Consider the following 17,440-nt stretch of genomic DNA (forward strand, 5'->3'; position numbering starts at 1 on the left):
TAATGGATACAAAAACAACATTGAGAAACAACTGGACTAAAGAAGAAATCGAAGAGATTTACCACCTTCCTCTGATGGAACTGATTTATAAAGCAGCCACCATACACCGCGAATGGCATGATCCTTCCGAAGTGCAGATATCTACTTTATTATCCATCAAAACAGGTGGATGTCCTGAAGACTGCTCTTATTGTGGACAGGCAGCCCGTTATCACACGGATATTAAAGTACAGGCTTTATTACCTACAGAAACTGTAATTGCTCACGCTCAAAAAGCGAAAGACTCGGGATCTTCAAGATTCTGTATGGCAGCAGCATGGCGTGAAGTTCGTAATAACCGTGATTTTGACAGGGTGATTGATATGGTGAAAGGAGTAAACGAACTTGGCCTTGAAGTTTGCTGTACATTGGGTATGCTTACCGAAGAACAGGCCATCAGACTTCAGGAAGCTGGTTTATATGCTTACAATCACAATCTGGATACTTCTGAACAGTATTATGAAGAGATCATATCTACCAGAACTTTCGACAACAGAATCAACACGATAAATAACGTAAGAAAAGCTGGCATCACCGTGTGTTCCGGAGGAATTATCGGACTTGGAGAGACCCACAGAGACAGAATTTCAATGCTTTTAACGTTGGCAACAATGCCTAAACACCCGGAATCAGTTCCCATCAATGCATTAGCAAGAGTAGCGGGAACACCATTAGCCGATAATGAAAAAGTAGATATCTGGGAAATGGTAAGAATGATTGCCACCGCAAGAATCGTAATGCCATCTTCCATGGTGAGATTAAGCGCAGGACGTATAGAAATGACTGAAACAGAACAGGCATGGTGCTTTATGGCAGGAGCCAATTCCATTTTCACGGGAGAAAGAGAAACCTTATTGGTAACGCCTAATCCAGGAGTTTCTGAAGACATGCAGATGCTGCAGACCTTAGGATTGAGACCTATGATGAAAAAAGAAACATGCTGTTAGTAAATTATAAACGATAAATAATGAGTGATGAGCTGGATTATTAGTATTATGATTTTTATCGCAGCATTGATATCTGATTTCATCAATACTAGTATTAGTTTTTAACGCTAAGGTTCGCAACGAAAAATTTTTAATTCTGAAAATATTTCGCTCGCAAAGGCATTCTATTCAGCAAGGCAAGAGGTTTCTTATTGCTGAGTGAAACGCCATTGCGAACTCAAAACAACAGTATGCAAATTGAAAAACTTAGCGATCATAGCGTTGAAATTTAAAAAAATTATCACTCATTAACTTTTTAGATCAATATATGAATACATTAACCAAAGAAATCAGTCTGCAGGAGAGAGATAAAGCGGTCAACTGGCATCCGTACACCCAGATGAAAACAGCTGATGATGCCATTCCTATTGTAAAAGGAAAAGGAATTTATCTTTATGATACCGCAGGAAAAAAATATCTGGATGTCGTTTCTTCATGGTGGGTAACTCTACATGGACATTCTCATCCATATATTGCCCAACGTGTTTTTGAACAGTTAAATACTTTAGAGCAGGTTATTTTTGCAGGATTTACCCATGAGCCGGCAATACAACTTTCAGAAAATCTGCTGAAACTTCTGCCTGATAGCCAGGAAAAAGTCTTTTATTCGGATAATGGCTCTACCGCAGTAGAAGTTGCTTTGAAAATGTGTATTCAATATGCATACAATAAAGAGAAAAAGAAGACGAAGATTTTAGCTTTTAAAAATGCGTATCACGGAGATACCTTCGGAGCCATGTCTGTAAGTGGAAAAAGCTTCTGGACAAAACCTTTTGAAAGCATGCTGTTTGAAGTTGTTTTTATAGATACGCCCGATGCAGAAAATCTGGAAAGCCTGCAGAAACAGATTAAAGAATTAGCTGATGAAGTGGCTTGTCTTATCTATGAGCCATTAGTTCAGGGAGCTGCCGGAATGCTGATGTATAAAGCTGAGGACCTTAGCCAGCTGATGAAATTCTGTAAAGAAGAAGGCCTTCTCATGATCCAGGATGAAGTTTTTACAGGGTTTGGAAGAACAGGTAAACTTTTCGCAGCAGATTATCTTACGGAAAAGCCGGATATTATGTGTTTTTCAAAAGGATTGACAGGAGGAACGATGCCTATGGGAATTACGACCTGCTCCAATGACATCTATGATGCTTTCCTTTCTGAAGACCGCTATAAAACCTTATTTCACGGGCATTCGTTTACAGCCAATCCTTTAGCCTGTACAGCAGCTCTTGCCAGTATGGAATTACTATTGACAAATGAAACTCAAATGAATATCAACCGCATCACTCATCAACATTCAGAGTTTGTGAAAGCACTTGCTTTGCATCCTCATGTAGAAAAGGTTCGTCAGATCGGAACTATTTTAGCGTTCGATTTCAAAACCGGGAATGATACTTCTTATTTCAATGAAATAGGGAAGAAGCTTTACAATGAATTCTTACAGAGAGGGATTATCATGAGGCCGTTGGGAAATGTAATATACCTGGTTCCGCCATATTGTATTACTTCCGAAGAATTGGATTTTGTTTATCATAATATTATGGAAGTTTTGGATCAGTTTAGAGAATAAACGATCCGTTCCGGTAATAATTATTTTTAATTTTTTTAATGTACCTTATAGGTTTTCACAACCTATAAGGTTTTTATGTTGAATGTAAGCACCTGTATTTTAAATTTCCTGTTCTGATTTCTTCAAAATAGTTATCAATTCTTTTAATTCATCCTTATTGAATTCCAGTAAGTTATGATTAAAATGATTGGATGGAATTTTTATATAATTCACCCACGAAGAAAGTTTTTCACGGTAAACACTTCCGAATTCAATATTACCCATCGTTACAAACTTATATCTGGTTTCCTGGCCAGCTTTTTCACTTTCTTTCTGTTCCATAGTCTGAAGAGCCTGGATCAGTTTTCCCAATTCATTTTTATCAATGGTGAGTGTCTTTTTGGAGACTTCATCAAAAGTTTCATATTCATACATGATTCCCAGAAGAGTATCCGAAGAATTTTCTGAAACATCTTTCGTTACAATTTTTTGAATATTCAAATTTTTAAACTTACCTAAATTGATGATTTTCTTTTCAATTAATGTTCCTTTTCTTGAATTGACAGTTAGGCCGCGGGATGTTGTGTTGGATCTTTGAATCGTTGGCGGAGGCACTATCTGTGCAGTTACCCATGTGCCTATTGCGCAGGAGATCAAAATAATAATTCTTTTCATTTGTAAAAATTGTTATTAGTTTTATACCATTAAAATTATACGATAATTTTCAACAATATATAAAATATTAAATAAATAGTTTTATCCCTATTCATTTCCCCATGAATGCAATTCCAAAAGAATAGGGCCCAGCTTCCGGCCTTTTTCAGTCAGTTTATAATAGACTTCCGGTGGGAAATTGTAAACTTCAATCCTTTCAATAATACGGTCTTCTTCCAGCTGTTTCAATTGCTCTGACAGTACTTTCTTGGAAACACGGGGCATAGTACGCCAAAGTTCCGCAAAGCGGACCTGGTCATCTTCAAAAAGGTTGTGCAGAATCAATGGTTTCCATTTCCCTGAAAGAATATCCAGGCTTCGTCTTAATCCACAGTTTTTAAATTCCTCAAAATTCATAAGTCAATTGAATATATATGGTTAACTTTTTGGTAACCTTCGATTGTTTTGCTGTTATTAGGTAATACATTTGTCAAACAAAAATACCCAAAATGAAATTACAATTATGGCGCAATGCAACATTAGTACTGAATATTGATGGAATTTCTATCCTGATAGATCCGATGCTGGGTGACAAAGGTTTCAGGGGAAAAATGCCCATGACAGACAGTGAATTACTCAATCCTCTCGTAGACCTGCCTTTTGATAAAAAAGAATTAAATAAAAAGTTAGAAAGAGTAGACGCCGTTGCCGTAACCCACCTTCATCCTGATCATTGGGATGACGCTGCCATTGAACTCCTTGACAAGAATATTCCGCTCATCTGTTCCGATGTTATTTCAGGACAGATTGCAGAACAAGGCTTCACCAATATCATTGTTCTGAAGGATCATCTTCAATGGAATACTATTGAAATATCTAAAACCAAAGGCCGGCACGGAACCGGGGAAATCGGAGAGAAAATGGGAATCGTAAATGGTTTTGTTTTTAAAAAAGAAAATGAATCCGTTTACATAGCAGGAGACACGATTTGGTATGATGAAATTGCATCAGAAATTGAAAAACATCAGCCACAGCACATCATTGTAGCGGGTGGAGCGGCAACTTTTTCCGTAGGAGATCCTATTATTATGACCAGTGAAGATATCATAAAAGTATGTGAATCTGCTCCGGAAGCCACTGTTTGGGTAACGCATCTGGAAGCCTTAAGCCACTGTAGGGAAGACAGAAAATTTATTCAGAAAAAGATCCTTGAAAACGGATTAGCGGGAAGATGTTTTATACTTGATGACGGTGAAGAAGTAAGCCTGAAATATCTATGAAATAAATAGCAGGAGTTCTGGCTTATTTTTTGAATATTCCCTGATAAATAATGTGTATGCTGTCAGTTTTTCTCTTAAATCTTGATTGGAAAGAATTATTATTAGGGCATGAAGAGTGGTCTTTTCTTTTAGAGATCATTCTTCGTACCATGATTATGTTTCTGGCTATTATTATCGGGCTTAGAATTTTGGGAAAAAGAGGGGTAAAACAGCTCTCAATCTTTGAATTGGTAGTCATTATCGGCCTGGGATCAGCAGCAGGAGATCCTATGTTTAATAAGGATGTCGGAATTATTTCTTCCCTTATTGTTTTTATTGTTATCATTCTCCTGTATTCTATTGTGACCCATTTTATCGGAAAAAGTAAAAAATTTGAAAATCTGGTGGAAGGAAAGTCCATCTGCCTGATAGAAAATGGTGAATTCTCCATTAAAAATTTTCAAAAAGAAAATCTCGGAAGTGACGAATTCTTTGCAGAACTGAGGCTAAAAGGAGTGTCGCAGCTTGGCCAGATTGAAATGGCCATAGAAGAAATATCAGGAGAGATCAGCGTTTTCTTTTTAGAAAATGAATCTGTAAGATACGGGCTTCCTATTATGCCAGACTCATTACATAATCCGTTACAATATATTCATGAAGACAAACATTATTCTTGTATATTCTGTGGATACACAGAGCATAAAAAAGCAGGTAATGCCGGAAGCTGCCCAAGATGCCAAAAAGAAGAATGGGTAGCGTCCAGCAATAAAAGACGGGTGACCTGACCTTTAACTTTCCTAATCCTCAACACATTTATTTCTTGCCGCCTTCATTCCAAAATACAGCATCAGCAGTACAGCAAAGCTTAACAGATAGAATGAACTGTTCCAGGAAATATCCCAATCATGCAATTTTCCAAACAACGGAGGCCCGAATGCAGCAATCAGATATCCTACAGACTGAGCCATTCCTGATATTTTAACCGCATTACTGCTGTTTTTCGTTCTCGTGGAAAAAAACAGGATCGACAGGCTGAAAGACAATCCATTAGAGATACCAATAATCACCGCATTTGCATAAATCCACTGTGATTTCAGGAAGACAAACATCATGGTACTGCCAAACATCAGAGCACAAATAAAAAGAATCAAAAACCTCTGATCTTTCATTTTACTGGCAATAATCGGACAGCAGAATGTCACAGGAATCATCGTAATCTGAATGACAAAAAATACCCAGCCCGAACTTTCTCCCTGCATATGAAAATCAGCAAGAAAGGAAGGAAGCCATGCTACCAGGCAATAATAAAATAAAGACTGCAGTCCCATAAAAATACTGATATTCCATGCCTGGGCAGATTTGAACATATTAAAATTTGAAGTACTGAGCGCTGTTTTAGGTAGGGCCGGATTTCTTTTGTTAAAAATAAATTCCAATGATAAAACAAGGAAACCCAATGCGGCAATCACCAGCCATATTCCCAGAGAGCCTTTCCATCCAAAACCTGTCAGTTCTCCTATTTTCACGCTGAATCCGGAAGCTAAAGCTGCTGTAAGATTCATAGATACCGCAAAAATTCCTGTCATAAGACCTATCTGCTTCGGAAAATTATTCTTAACATATCCCGGAGTGACTACATTTCCAATGCATATTCCCAAACCAATGAAGATAGAACCCAAAAACAAAAGCCATAGAGATCCGGTGATTCTCAAAAATAATCCGAAGCTTAAAATAATCAGGGAATACATCAGAAGCTTACTGATTCCAAACTTATTAGAAAACCTGCTCACCAGTACAGAACAGGCAGCGAACATAAACAGTGGAATAGAAGTGAGCAGGCTCACCTGAAAATTATCCAGTTGTAAAGCATCTCTTACTTCTCCGAGAACAGGAGCCACCGCAACAATCGGCGAGCGGAGATTGCTGGAAATTAAGATAACAACCAGAACATTAATGATTAATAAAACATACGAAGCATTCTTCTTTACTTCACTCTTCATCATAATAAAAACTTTTGTACAAAATTAACGTAGTAAATTTGTTTAATTTTGCCAAAGTTTTAACCTGAAACGACATGAACGCTAATGACAGTATAAAAATAGATGACCTCAAAAAACCATATTTTGTATGGTTTGAAGAAAACTGGGTGCATGATAATGTTCTGCATCATCATCAGAAAGGGCAGCTTGTGTATGTAGAGAGCGGTTTTCAGTATATTACCATTGAAGAAAAAATCTATCTCCTTCCCCAGAATCATGCAGTATGGATACCTCCCAATGCTGTCCATAAAACCAATTCCCATTCTGAAAAAATCAAACTGATGATCATGTTTGCGGACATCAGGACCGAAGAAGCTTTTTATCATAAAGTGAACGTATTTTCTGTTCCGCCTGTTTTGAAGGAAATGATAAAATATGCAGAGAAATGGTCCAAGCTGATGACTTCGGATCATAATGAGAATCTGTTCCTGAAAGCAATGTTCAACGAACTTCCACGGTTTGTAGAACATTCCCTGACTTTTCATATCAGCCTTCCGAAAGATAAACGTCTTGATAAAGTTATAGAACATCTGCATAATCATTATCGTCATGAAATCAACATGGAAAAGCTGAGTGATACAGCTCTTCTGTCTTTCCGTACACTGGAACGTATTTTCAAAAAAGAAACAGGTCTTACCCTAAGCAAGTATCAGCAAATGCTACGTATCATCAAAAGTCTGGAATATTTGAGCTCCGGGAGTCTTACGGTTTCAGAGACGGCTTATGAAGTAGGATACAAGAGTGTTCAGGCTTATACCAGAAGTTTTCAGGCTGTGATGAAGTTCAGACCGACTGATTTTATTAAAACCATTCAATAGATTTTAAACCTGTATAAAGACAGTTTAAATTTGTCAAAAAGAAGAGTTATTAACATTATAAAACTTCTCCTATTCCTTTAAACAAAAGCAATTAGTAGGATCGAAAAATAAAATATTTCACATTTCCACCATTTTTCCACTTCAATAGTCAATATTCAATTATGATATTGTTGAAAATAAAAAGGTCTCCACGAATGGAGACCTTAAAAAAACACAAATGATGAAAAAAAATTATTTCGATTCACAAATATAAACAAAAATCATGTTATGTAAAACATCATAAGCTTATTTTTTTTAAAAATTATGGATTTTATCAAAAAATAATTATTTCCTAAATCTTTCCTGATTTCTTTGAGATTCCGAAATTAGCAATACAAAAACCTATGCTAATAAATATAATTCGCCATCTGAAGAATTGTACACACGATTTTTAACCAAAATAAAGAAATACCAAAAAGTGAATTATTGTCAAAATATATCTTACCTCGGCTAGTATTCAAACAGTTGTTTAACTATTTATATGATCCTGCGCATAAATTCTGTACGTTTTTTATGCTACTTTGCTTAAAAATCTAATATGATTCCAAAAATACTTAAGGGTGTTCCTGCACAAAAATCAGGAGGCTTTCATGACACGGAAAGCAGAAAAGTATTTGACCAGGCTCTGATTCCGGAAAAATTTGAAATATTAAAAAAAAGATTTTTTTCAGTTAATCAATGGGAAAGCTACAGCGGGAAGGCGTTTGCGGCATTTAAACTGTATAATTTTAATGGTGATCCTGTCGACCGCGAACCTCTGATAGGAGATTTTATCCGGATTGATATTCCTGGCCCGGGAGAAGCAGAGGCAAAAGGATATGATTGGGTAAAAATAATAGATATCTGTTTCTATGAGGATAGTTTTTCAGAGAGCCTATCCATAACATGCGAACCTTCAGTAAATCCTCAAAATAAGAAAAGCGGTCACATTGCTCATTTTTATAGTTCTGCAGCCAGCTCAACCTTCATGATATCCAGAAGTACCAATTATCTACAAGCAGCGGTATATGGCCGAAATGAAAGACCTAACCGAAATGCTAAGTTTCTGGATGTCATCAGAAATTTCGCGATTGCTATAGGCGGAATGATGGGAATTGCAAAAATACAATGGAAACAGCTTACTGATAGTTTTCTCGATTTTGATTAAATGGCTGTCCCTTTTTTGACTTAGATCAAAGTTTTGTGTTGACTGTTCGGAGACCTTTGCACCCGAATATTTTAAACAAAATTTATGAGTACAACATTAGAAAAAGGACAGACTATTAATTTCTATCAGGCAACCGCTCCTATTATCATTTCGGTATTTGCGGTCTACCTTACCATAGGAATTGCTTTGGGAGTACTTCCCAGGTTTGTTCAGAACACATTAGGCTTTGACAGCATTATTGTAGGACTTGTGATTGGTCTGCAATCATTGTCAACACTTTTAACCCGTGCCTATTCCGGAAAAACTACAGATACCAAAGGGGCAAAGAAAAGTAAAATGTCGGGTGTAATACTGGCTGTTATTGCTGGGATTATTTATGTACTGACAGTATTATTCCAAGCTAATCCTATCCTGGCCCTTTCCTTCCTTTTAATAGCAAGAATTATTCATGGGATTGGCGAAAGCTTCCTCGTTACCGGTGCATTAACCTGGGGAATAGGTCTCGTAGGACATTCCAACTCAGGGAAAGTAATGACCTGGAATGGTATTGCCATGTATGCGGGAATTGCAATCGGAGCTCCCATCAGTATCTGGTTAAGTAAAGAATACAATATTCTGTCTGCTTTTCTTCTTATTGCCTTACTTCCGCTGGTGAGCTGGCTTTCCACAGCAAAACTTCCTTCTATTCCCGTGGATAAAGATCATGTAAGAACTCCTTTCTACAAAGTAATTGGTGCCATATCGGGTCAGGGTTTAAGTCTTGCTTTTTCATCCATGGCTTTTGGATGTATTGCTTCTTTTATTGCATTATTTTTCTCACAAAAAAATTGGGGTGATGCTTCACTTGCCTTTATGATCTTCGGAGCATGTTATGTGCTGACCAGAATTTTCTTTGCTTCTTTTCCAGATAAATACGGAGGTTTTACAATAGCCTTGATCTCTCTGATTATCGAAGTGGCGGGACAAATGCTGATCTGGACTTCTGCTTCCAAAACATTGGCTATTATCGGATGTGGATTAACAGGGGTTGGATTTTCATTGGTATTTCCGGCTTTGGGAGTTCTCGCCATTCAAAAAGTAAAACCGCAGATGAGAGGAACAGCGCTAGGAGCCTATGTCGCATTTGTTGATCTTTCATTAGGGTTGGCAGGTCCCATTGCAGGGTTAATTGCCGGTTGGTTTGATTATCAGACTGTATACCTGTTCGGAGGCATCAGCTGTATCATTGCAATGATTATTTTACTGTTTAACAAAAAATAAAAATGGAATATTCACTAACATCTCAAGTAAAAGAAACGAAAAAAATACGTTCTGTATTTACCGTTAAAAAGAAACTCTTTATTACACCCCATTTAATCCGTGTTATATTTGATATTGATGAAAAACAGGCTGAACTATTGGCGAATGTTAAGTCCGGATCTAATAATAAAATCTTTATCCCCACTGAGGAAAACATCATTCTGATCAGAACCTATACCAATAGAAAAATTGACCTGGAAGAAAAAGAACTGAGTGTTGATTTTGTAGCTCATGGTGACAATGGACCAGCTTCTGCATGGGCATTAAAGGCCAAACCAGGAGATCTATTGGAAATAGGTATGAAAGAAAGTTCAAAACCATTAGTTCCGAATGCTGATTTTTACCTGCTTGCAGGAGACGCAACGGCACTGCCTGTGATTTGTGCCATTGCAGAACAGTTTTCCTTCCTATGTAAGAGCAAAAATAATATTGGAGGTGGCAGATAAAGAGGACGAACTGATCTTGTGTTCTGCAGCAGATTTATCTGTAGAATGGCTACACAATCCTCATCCTGAGCAGGGAAGCAAGCTTGCAGAAGCAGTGAAGTCTGTGCAGTTTCCACTCGGAGTATTAAAAGAATATGTTTATATCGCCGCAGAATATTCCACTGTACATGAGCTTCGTACTTACTTCAAAACAACACTGGAATGGGATCCGCATGGCATGTACATTTGTTCATACTGGAAAGCCGGGCAGGCAGAAAACTCATAGTTAGAACCGAATAAAAGAAGTAAGCAAAGCCATTTATTACTATTTTTGCTTACATGCAGGAACTTTTAACGTCATACATCAACAATAGAATATCAGTAACGGATACAGAAATGGAAACAATTCTGTCCTATTTCAGACCTGTCCAATTAAAAAAGAATGAAATACTCCTTTCCAACGGGCAAAACAGCCAGAGAACATTTTTTGTTGTAAATGGCTGTCTCCGTATATTTTTTATCAATGAAGAAGGGCAGGATTCTACCCGGTATTTTGCTTTTGAAAATCAGTTTGCCACTGCACTTACCAGTTTTATTACTTCTGAACCCTCTGAGGAATTCATAGAAGCCGTAGAGGATTCAGAAGTATATTATATTAGTCATAAAAATTTTTATCACCTTCTGGAAATTATTCCGCAATGGGAAAAATTTTACAGAATATATCTGGAAACTGCTTATGTAAATAATACCAAAAGACTGATGTCTTTCCTTGTTCAGGATGCACTTGAAAAATACCGCCAGCTTTTGGAAGAAAACCCTGTGGTGGTTAGAAGGCTTTCCAATAAACTGGTCGCTTCCTATCTTAATATCTCCCAGGAGACACTGAGCAGACTGAAATCAAGGCTTTGATTTTTTGTTTGATCAACCTAACATAATAACGAAGATCTTTTATTTATTTAAACCATTTTTAAACTAGATCAAATTCTCAAAAAATTAATAGTACAGCCTTCTCAGGAAAAATTTAAGCCTTATATTTGTACTCATGTTAAAATGGTTTTCCATATTATGTTCAATGATGTATGTGCTGGCTACCACCAATGCGGGGGAAGTACTGAAAGTACCTATGTTTGTGGAACATTTCATGGAATACCACGGAAGTCTTTCAGAATTTGTAATGGAGCATTATGATAATCACAAACAGGATTCTGACTGGGATACCGATCAGAAGCTGCCTTTTATCAATCCACCTATTGTATTGACTGTACATGCCCAGCTTCCGGAACTTTCATTTGAAATAAAAAAACCTAAGGAAATTACTGTTTCAAAGAAAAGCAGTGTCTACAAGGAAAAAGACTTTTCCAACCAATACCTTTCTCAGATTTTCCAGCCACCGCGGCTTTCTTAATTGACTTCACATTGAAAATTAATGCTTTATGTTATTACCTAAAGCAGTGAATTCTTGTTACATATCAATTAATTCGTAATGCATTGTATTAATGCTTAATCCTTAACCTGAGAAGTTACAAACGTTTATTTTGATACTTTAAGTTTTGGGAGAATTTCAGCTTTTATAAAGCATTCCGGATTACCATTAATCGTTTTTCCATGTTAAATAAAATTATTGAGTTTTCTGTAAAGAATAAACTCATCATTGCTCTGCTTACAGTGGCTCTCATCCTCTTTGGAGTCTATGAAACCACTAAACTTCCCATTGATGCCCAGCCGGACATCACCAATAATCAGGTTCAGATTATTACGACTGCTCCTTCTTATGGTGCAGCAGATATAGAACGCCTTGTTACGTTTCCTATCGAACAGGCTACCAGCAATATCAGCGGAATCACAGAATTGAGAAGCTTTTCACGTTTCGGGCTGTCATTGGTGACGGTAGTTTTTGACGATAAGACTGACGTGTATTGGGCCCGACAGCAGGTTCAGGAGCGTTTACAGCTTGTTCAGGACAATATACCGGCAGGAATCGGTAAACCGGAATTAGGACCTATTTCAACCGGATTGGGAGAGATTTTCCAGTATGTGGTAAGGGCCAAAAAAGGATACGAAAATGTATATGATGAAACAGAACTGAGAACTATTCAGGACTGGGTGGTCCGAAGACAGCTTCTCGGAACCAAAGGTGTGGCAGATGTCAGCAGTTTCGGAGGAAAACTGAAACAGTATGAGATTGCCATCAATCCTAATCAGCTACAGGCATTTAATATCAATATCAATGATGTTTTTGCGGCTCTCGAAAAAAACAATCAGAATACCGGAGGAGCTTATATTGAAAAGAAAGAAACCGTTCTGTTTATCCGCAGCGAAGGGCTGCTGGGAAGTACAGAAGATATTGAAAATATTCAGGTGGCAGAAACCAAAGAAGGTATTCCGGTACATATAAAAGATGTAGCGTCTGTCAAGATCGGTTATGCAACAAGGTATGGCGCCATGACCTATAACGATACCGGAGAAGTATCAGGAGCAATTGTCCTGATGCTGAAAGGAGAAAATGCCAATGTCGTGATCGGAAATATCAAGCAAAGACTGGAGAAAATCCAGGAATCATTACCGGAAGGAGTCGTGATTGAACCTTTTCTTGACCGTGCTAAAATGGTGAACAATACGATCAGCACTGTAAAAACAAACCTGATGGAAGGGGCTTTGATTGTGGTTTTTATTCTGGTTTTATTTCTGGGGAATTTCAGAGCAGGATTACTGGTAGCATCAGTTATTCCTTTGGCCATGCTTTTTGCCATTATTATGATGAATATTTTCGGGGTAGGAGGAAATCTGATGAGTCTAGGTGCGCTGGATTTCGGTCTGATTGTGGATGGTGCCGTCATTATTGTGGAAGCCGTACTGCATCAGCTTGCGCATAAAAAGCATTTTGGAAAAGACAATATGCTCAGCAAAAAGGAAATGGATGATCAGGTTTCAGGCTCTGCCACTAAAATGGTTAACAGTGCGGTTTTCGGACAGATTATCATCTTAATTGTATATCTTCCGATTTTTACCCTTCAGGGAATTGAGGGCAAAATGTTCAAGCCTATGGCTCAGACTGTTGCCTTTGCCCTGATCGGAGCATTTATTCTCTCCCTGACTTATATTCCAATGATGAGCTCTCTGGTATTAAGCAGAAAGAAAAAAGAAAAAGAGACTATTTCAGACCGTGTGATGGGCAAGGTGGAAACCGGACATCAGCGATTACTGATGAAAGCTCTTAAATTCAGAAAAACTATTATTATTGGCGTGCTAATCCTGTTTGCAGGTGCTGTTTTTACGCTTTCCAGAATGGGTGGGGAATTTATACCGTCTTTGGAGGAAGGCGACTTTGCTGTTGAAATGAGGATTCTTCAGGGAAGTAATATCAATGAAACCAAGAAAGCCACTACACAGGCGGCGCATATTCTTTTAACACAGTTTCCAGAAGTACAAAAAGTAGTCATGAAAATTGGAAGTGCAGAAATTCCCACGGAACCAATGGCAATGGATTCCGGAGATATGATCGTCGTTTTAAAGCCTAAAAAGGAATGGACCTCTGCAACAACATTTTCTGAGCTTTCTGACAAAATGAGCAAAGCATTAAGTGTTATTCCGGGGCTGACAACCAGTTTTCAATTTCCTGTACAGATGCGTTTTAATGAGCTGATGACCGGAGCAAGGCAGGATGTAGTCTGCAAGATTTATGGTGAAGACCTGGACAGCCTTGCCACCTATGCAAAAAAGATGGGAAGTATCATCAACACCGTAAAAGGTGCCCAGGATCTTTATATTGAACCGGTAGTAGGAGCTCCGCAGGTTGTGATTGATTATAACCGTTCGGAGCTGTCCCGGTATAATATTTCGGTGGCAGAAATCAACAGGGTGATCAATATGGCTTTTGCAGGGCAGACCGCAGGTGCTTTGTATGAAGGCGAGAAAAAGTTTGATATCGTTGTCCGCATGGATAATGAACATAAAAAAGATATTACCAGCATCCGGAACCTTTTGGTTCCTACTGCTTCAGGGGTGCAGATTCCCTTGTCACAATTGGCGAAAGTGGAACTTAAAAACAGTCCGAACCAGATTCAGAGAGAAGATACCAAAAGAAGGATTATTGTAGGTTTTAATGTAAGAGGAAGGGATGTTCAGAGTATTGTGGAAGAACTTCAGCAAAAAGCAGATAAGGGCCTGAAACTATCACCGGGATATACCATTTCTTATGGTGGTGCTTTTGAAAACTTAAATGAAGCCAAGGCCAGATTGGGAATTGCTGTTCCTATTTCGTTGGTGATGATTTTCCTGTTACTATTCTTTGCTTTCGGTTCAGTAAAACACAGTTTGTTAATCTATACTGCGATTCCCTTATCTGCGATAGGAGGTGTGTACTTTCTGGCGTTGAGAGGAATGCCTTTCAGCATCAGTGCAGGGGTGGGATTCATTGCTTTATTTGGAGTTGCCGTACTTAATGGAATTGTTTTAATATCAGAATTTAACCGATTGAAAAAGAACGGAATAAACAACACCAGCAGAATTGTACTCATGGGTACAAAAATCAGGCTTCGTCCGGTTCTAATGACTGCGTTTGTAGCTTCTCTGGGGTTTCTTCCCATGGCCATCAGTAACGGGGCAGGAGCAGAAGTACAGAGACCTCTGGCAACGGTAGTGATCGGAGGATTAATGCTTGCCACTCTTTTAACCCTGTTTGTCCTTCCAATTTTATACGTCCTGTTTGAACATATTAATAAAGATAAAATGAAGTTCTCAAAAAAACTCAACTATAAAAAAATGTCTGTTTTCCTGTTGTTAATATCCTTTGGAACTTATCAGGCTCAGGAAAATATTACCTATGATCAGGCTTTGGAAAAAGCATACCAGCAGAATGGTACTCTTAAAAATTCAAAATTAGTCTCAGATTATCAGGAAAAACTGAAAGCCAGTTATCTGGATATTCCCCAGACGGAAATTACCGGAGGATTTGGGCAAATTCAGGGTGAGGAAACGGATAATTCATTCGGAATCTCTCAAAGGTTCAGTTTTCCAACGGTGTATTCAAAAAGAAAACAAATGCTGGATGCCGAATGGTCTGCCAGTGTCATCAGTCAGAATCTTACCAAAGCACAGCTTACCAAGGAAGTGACAGACGTTTTTTACAGGATACTGGTGCTTCAGGAAAAGAAAAAAGTGCTTGAATACATCAGCCAGCTTTACAATAATTTTGCAGACAAAGCCGGATTAAGATTAAAAAAGGGAGAAGCCAATATTCTGGAAGAATCTACCGCCGAAATCCAGAAAGAACAGATCAAAGTACAGTTGAATACGTTAGAAAACGACCTGAATATCGCAAAACTTCAGCTTCAGTTATTACTTCAGTCAGAGGTTCCGTACCAACCAGTGGCCGATCGTCCCACTATGAATATCGGACTTCAGATTTCAGAAGAAATGGTAAAACAGCATCCTGAGCTTCAATATCTGCAGCAGCAGATTAAAGTAGGTGAGGCCGAAGTACAGCTTGAGAAAAGCAGACTGCTTCCGGATCTTCTTATAGGATACACCAATCAGAGTATGAAAAACATCAATAACAACCGTTTCAACTCCGTTCAGGTGGGCGTAGGAATTCCGCTGTTTACCAAAGGACAGAGAGCTTTGGCAAAGGCAGCACAGGCTAAAATTGCCATCTCTGAAAATCAGTATCAGAGAAAAGAAATTGAGCTTAAAAACAGATTGAAACAACAGTTGGCTAATTATATGAACCAACAACAGATCATTGAAAATTATCAACAAAAACAGCTTCCAAAATCTGAAACTATTCTAAAAACCGCTCAGAAACAGATGGAAGTAGGAGAAATAGGTTATCTGGACTGGGTAATCCTGGTGAATCAGGCCGTAAAAACCAAAGCAGATTATATTGATCAGCTGGAAAAGCTTAATCAAACGGCAGCCGAACTTCAATTCCTAATTTCAAAATAATACATCATGCATTTCAAGAATATACCACTATACAGCCTTGCCTTCATCCTTACTTTATCTTCATGTTCCGGTAAAAAAGACGAAGAAAAAACGGTTTACGAAAACACCCAATTTTCCAAGAATGACAAAAATTCTGTTCATCTTACAGAAAAACAGATTCAGTCTGTAGGGTTAACAACAACCAGTATTCAGAACAGGAATATGGAAAAACTGGTGAGATTAAACGGAAAGGCAGAAATTGCACCATCTCATATCAGTTTAGTTTCCAGTATTATGGGTGGACATATCAAATCGATCAATATCATTAATGGAAGTCATTTCAGCAAAGGACAAGTGCTTGCAGTAGTAGAAGACCCCCAGTTTATACAGTTACAGCAGGATTATCTGGTGACCAAAGCTCAGCTCGAAGCGGCAAGACTGAATTTCAACCGTCAGAAAGAATTGAATACAAGCAAAGCCAGCAGTGACAAAACCCTGCAGACTGCTCAGGCAGATTATTCTACTTTGAATGCCACTTTAAAAGGGTTGGAAGAAAAACTGAGAATCATCGGAATTAATGCCAAAGGCCTGAGTACCGGAAATATCAGAAGTAAAATCAACATTTATGCTCCTTTTACAGGTTTTGTAAGCAAAATTCTGGTGAATAACGGGCAATATATCAACCCTGCAGATACTTTATTTGAGCTGATCAATCCGGCAGGGTTACTTTTAGAGTTGAAGGTTTTTGAAAATGATGTGAATGATGTAAAAGTGGGGCAGGAAATTTTGGTGTACAACAATCAGAATCCGGATGTGAAATCCAATGCAAAAATTGTCAGCGTAGTTCCCAGTATCGAAAACGGGGGTTCTGCAACCGCAATTGCCAGATTATCTTCTGTGAACAGGGAATTTGTAAAAGGCATGTATGTGAATGCCGAAGTCAATATCAGTGGACGTTACACCCAGGGACTTCCCAACGAAGCGATCGTTTCTTTTGAAAACAAAAATTATGTTTTTGAAGACCTTGGACAATCCAATTACAAAATGATTCCTGTGGTCACCGGGATTTCTGACGATCAGTTTACGGAGATTGTAAAAGCAGATGCTTTAAAGGATAAGAAAATTGTGCAGAAAGGGGCTTACAGTCTTCTGATGATGCTTAAAAACAAAGCAGAATAATTAAAGTGAAACCACAAAAGACACAAAAGCTTTTATTTTGAAACACTTTAGCCCACTTAACTAAGCTGAAAATAATGATGTAGAAAAATTTCAC

At 38.1% G+C, this 17,440-nt stretch carries 16 protein-coding genes; 13 read left to right on the forward strand and 3 right to left on the reverse strand.

From position 1 onward, the window contains the following. Positions 1 to 2: 2 nt before the first annotated feature. Positions 3 to 986 (forward strand): biotin synthase BioB, encoded by a 984-nt coding sequence (gene bioB, locus DEU40_RS18535; RefSeq protein WP_110011225.1) that lies wholly within the window; start codon positions 3 to 5, stop codon positions 984 to 986. A 307-nt stretch (positions 987 to 1,293) separates the two neighbouring features. Beyond that, positions 1,294 to 2,586 (forward strand): adenosylmethionine--8-amino-7-oxononanoate transaminase, encoded by a 1,293-nt coding sequence (gene bioA, locus DEU40_RS18540; protein ID WP_110011226.1) that lies wholly within the window; start codon positions 1,294 to 1,296, stop codon positions 2,584 to 2,586. 99 nt (positions 2,587 to 2,685) lie between these two features. Here the strand turns inward: bioA and DEU40_RS18545 are convergent, their stop codons facing one another. Continuing rightward, positions 2,686 to 3,240, reverse strand: a complete 555-nt coding sequence (locus DEU40_RS18545; protein WP_110011227.1) for a hypothetical protein — start codon at positions 3,238 to 3,240, stop codon at positions 2,686 to 2,688. Between the two features lie 87 nt (positions 3,241 to 3,327). Then, positions 3,328 to 3,636: a winged helix-turn-helix transcriptional regulator gene (locus DEU40_RS18550; RefSeq protein WP_110011228.1), complete on the reverse strand. Its 309-nt coding sequence runs from the start codon at positions 3,634 to 3,636 to the stop codon at positions 3,328 to 3,330. 92 nt (positions 3,637 to 3,728) lie between these two features. On the opposite strand from DEU40_RS18550, the gene DEU40_RS18555 reads away from it, so the two are divergent. Together DEU40_RS18555 and DEU40_RS18560 are read left to right on the forward strand one after the other, a co-directional pair. Beyond that, positions 3,729 to 4,499: an MBL fold metallo-hydrolase gene (locus DEU40_RS18555; RefSeq protein ID WP_110011229.1), complete on the forward strand. Its 771-nt coding sequence runs from the start codon at positions 3,729 to 3,731 to the stop codon at positions 4,497 to 4,499. A 56-nt stretch (positions 4,500 to 4,555) separates the two neighbouring features. Beyond that, a complete protein-coding gene (locus DEU40_RS18560) occupies positions 4,556 to 5,263 on the forward strand; it encodes a DUF421 domain-containing protein (RefSeq protein ID WP_110011230.1) in 708 nt (235 codons plus the stop codon). Between the two features lie 12 nt (positions 5,264 to 5,275). Here the strand turns inward: DEU40_RS18560 and DEU40_RS18565 are convergent, their stop codons facing one another. Next, complete coding sequence (locus tag DEU40_RS18565; RefSeq protein WP_228406561.1) at positions 5,276 to 6,481, reverse strand: CynX/NimT family MFS transporter; 1,206 nt, start codon at positions 6,479 to 6,481, stop codon at positions 5,276 to 5,278. 71 nt (positions 6,482 to 6,552) lie between these two features. Here DEU40_RS18565 and DEU40_RS18570 point away from each other — a divergent pair, with 71 nt between their 5' ends. The 9 genes from DEU40_RS18570 (at position 6,553) to DEU40_RS18605 (ending at position 17,346) form a co-directional block, all read left to right on the forward strand. After that, the gene (locus DEU40_RS18570) at positions 6,553 to 7,335 is read left to right on the forward strand and encodes a helix-turn-helix domain-containing protein (protein WP_110011232.1); all 783 of its coding nucleotides are present in this window, start codon (positions 6,553 to 6,555) and stop codon (positions 7,333 to 7,335) included. Positions 7,336 to 7,912: 577 nt separating this feature from the next. Continuing rightward, a complete protein-coding gene (locus DEU40_RS18575; RefSeq protein ID WP_110011233.1) occupies positions 7,913 to 8,521 on the forward strand; it encodes a hypothetical protein in 609 nt (202 codons plus the stop codon). An 84-nt stretch (positions 8,522 to 8,605) separates the two neighbouring features. Further along, complete coding sequence (locus DEU40_RS18580; RefSeq protein ID WP_110011234.1) at positions 8,606 to 9,781, forward strand: MFS transporter; 1,176 nt, start codon at positions 8,606 to 8,608, stop codon at positions 9,779 to 9,781. 2 nt (positions 9,782 to 9,783) lie between these two features. Then, positions 9,784 to 10,266 (forward strand): siderophore-interacting protein, encoded by a 483-nt coding sequence (locus DEU40_RS22690; RefSeq protein WP_228406562.1) that lies wholly within the window; start codon positions 9,784 to 9,786, stop codon positions 10,264 to 10,266. Further along, a complete protein-coding gene (locus DEU40_RS22695; protein ID WP_262510406.1) occupies positions 10,256 to 10,531 on the forward strand; it encodes a siderophore-interacting protein in 276 nt (91 codons plus the stop codon). The genes DEU40_RS22690 and DEU40_RS22695 overlap by 11 nt, the downstream gene beginning before the upstream one ends. A 53-nt stretch (positions 10,532 to 10,584) precedes the next feature. Next, positions 10,585 to 11,154, forward strand: a complete 570-nt coding sequence (locus DEU40_RS18590) for a Crp/Fnr family transcriptional regulator (RefSeq protein WP_110011235.1) — start codon at positions 10,585 to 10,587, stop codon at positions 11,152 to 11,154. A 133-nt stretch (positions 11,155 to 11,287) separates the two neighbouring features. After that, positions 11,288 to 11,650: a hypothetical protein gene (locus tag DEU40_RS18595; RefSeq protein WP_137904129.1), complete on the forward strand. Its 363-nt coding sequence runs from the start codon at positions 11,288 to 11,290 to the stop codon at positions 11,648 to 11,650. Positions 11,651 to 11,850: 200 nt separating this feature from the next. Continuing rightward, positions 11,851 to 16,188, forward strand: coding sequence for a CusA/CzcA family heavy metal efflux RND transporter (locus DEU40_RS18600; RefSeq protein ID WP_110011237.1), 4,338 nt, complete (start codon positions 11,851 to 11,853; stop codon positions 16,186 to 16,188). 6 nt (positions 16,189 to 16,194) lie between these two features. Then, positions 16,195 to 17,346 carry an efflux RND transporter periplasmic adaptor subunit gene (locus DEU40_RS18605; RefSeq protein WP_110011238.1) on the forward strand — a complete coding sequence of 384 codons (1,152 nt, stop codon included), beginning with the start codon at positions 16,195 to 16,197 and terminating at the stop codon, positions 17,344 to 17,346. The last annotated feature ends 94 nt before the right edge of the window (positions 17,347 to 17,440 follow it).

This window comes from Chryseobacterium sp. AG844, from assembly GCF_003182335.1.
GTDB lineage: Bacteria > Bacteroidota > Bacteroidia > Flavobacteriales > Weeksellaceae > Chryseobacterium > Chryseobacterium cupriresistens.

What these genes read in the sequence shown, in the direction of transcription:
- bioB (WP_110011225.1), top strand. Translation starts at nt 3, where the DNA reads ATGGATACAAAAACAACATTGAGAAACAACTGGACTAAAGAAGAAATC.
- bioA (WP_110011226.1), top strand. Translation starts at nt 1,294, where the DNA reads ATGAATACATTAACCAAAGAAATCAGTCTGCAGGAGAGAGATAAAGCG.
- DEU40_RS18545 (WP_110011227.1), bottom strand. Translation starts at nt 3,240, where the DNA reads ATGAAAAGAATTATTATTTTGATCTCCTGCGCAATAGGCACATGGGTA.
- DEU40_RS18550 (WP_110011228.1), bottom strand. Translation starts at nt 3,636, where the DNA reads ATGAATTTTGAGGAATTTAAAAACTGTGGATTAAGACGAAGCCTGGAT.
- DEU40_RS18555 (WP_110011229.1), top strand. Translation starts at nt 3,729, where the DNA reads ATGAAATTACAATTATGGCGCAATGCAACATTAGTACTGAATATTGAT.
- DEU40_RS18560 (WP_110011230.1), top strand. Translation starts at nt 4,556, where the DNA reads ATGCTGTCAGTTTTTCTCTTAAATCTTGATTGGAAAGAATTATTATTA.
- DEU40_RS18565 (WP_228406561.1), bottom strand. Translation starts at nt 6,481, where the DNA reads ATGATGAAGAGTGAAGTAAAGAAGAATGCTTCGTATGTTTTATTAATC.
- DEU40_RS18570 (WP_110011232.1), top strand. Translation starts at nt 6,553, where the DNA reads ATGAACGCTAATGACAGTATAAAAATAGATGACCTCAAAAAACCATAT.
- DEU40_RS18575 (WP_110011233.1), top strand. Translation starts at nt 7,913, where the DNA reads ATGATTCCAAAAATACTTAAGGGTGTTCCTGCACAAAAATCAGGAGGC.
- DEU40_RS18580 (WP_110011234.1), top strand. Translation starts at nt 8,606, where the DNA reads ATGAGTACAACATTAGAAAAAGGACAGACTATTAATTTCTATCAGGCA.
- DEU40_RS22690 (WP_228406562.1), top strand. Translation starts at nt 9,784, where the DNA reads ATGGAATATTCACTAACATCTCAAGTAAAAGAAACGAAAAAAATACGT.
- DEU40_RS18590 (WP_110011235.1), top strand. Translation starts at nt 10,585, where the DNA reads ATGCAGGAACTTTTAACGTCATACATCAACAATAGAATATCAGTAACG.
- DEU40_RS18595 (WP_137904129.1), top strand. Translation starts at nt 11,288, where the DNA reads ATGTTAAAATGGTTTTCCATATTATGTTCAATGATGTATGTGCTGGCT.
- DEU40_RS18600 (WP_110011237.1), top strand. Translation starts at nt 11,851, where the DNA reads ATGTTAAATAAAATTATTGAGTTTTCTGTAAAGAATAAACTCATCATT.
- DEU40_RS18605 (WP_110011238.1), top strand. Translation starts at nt 16,195, where the DNA reads ATGCATTTCAAGAATATACCACTATACAGCCTTGCCTTCATCCTTACT.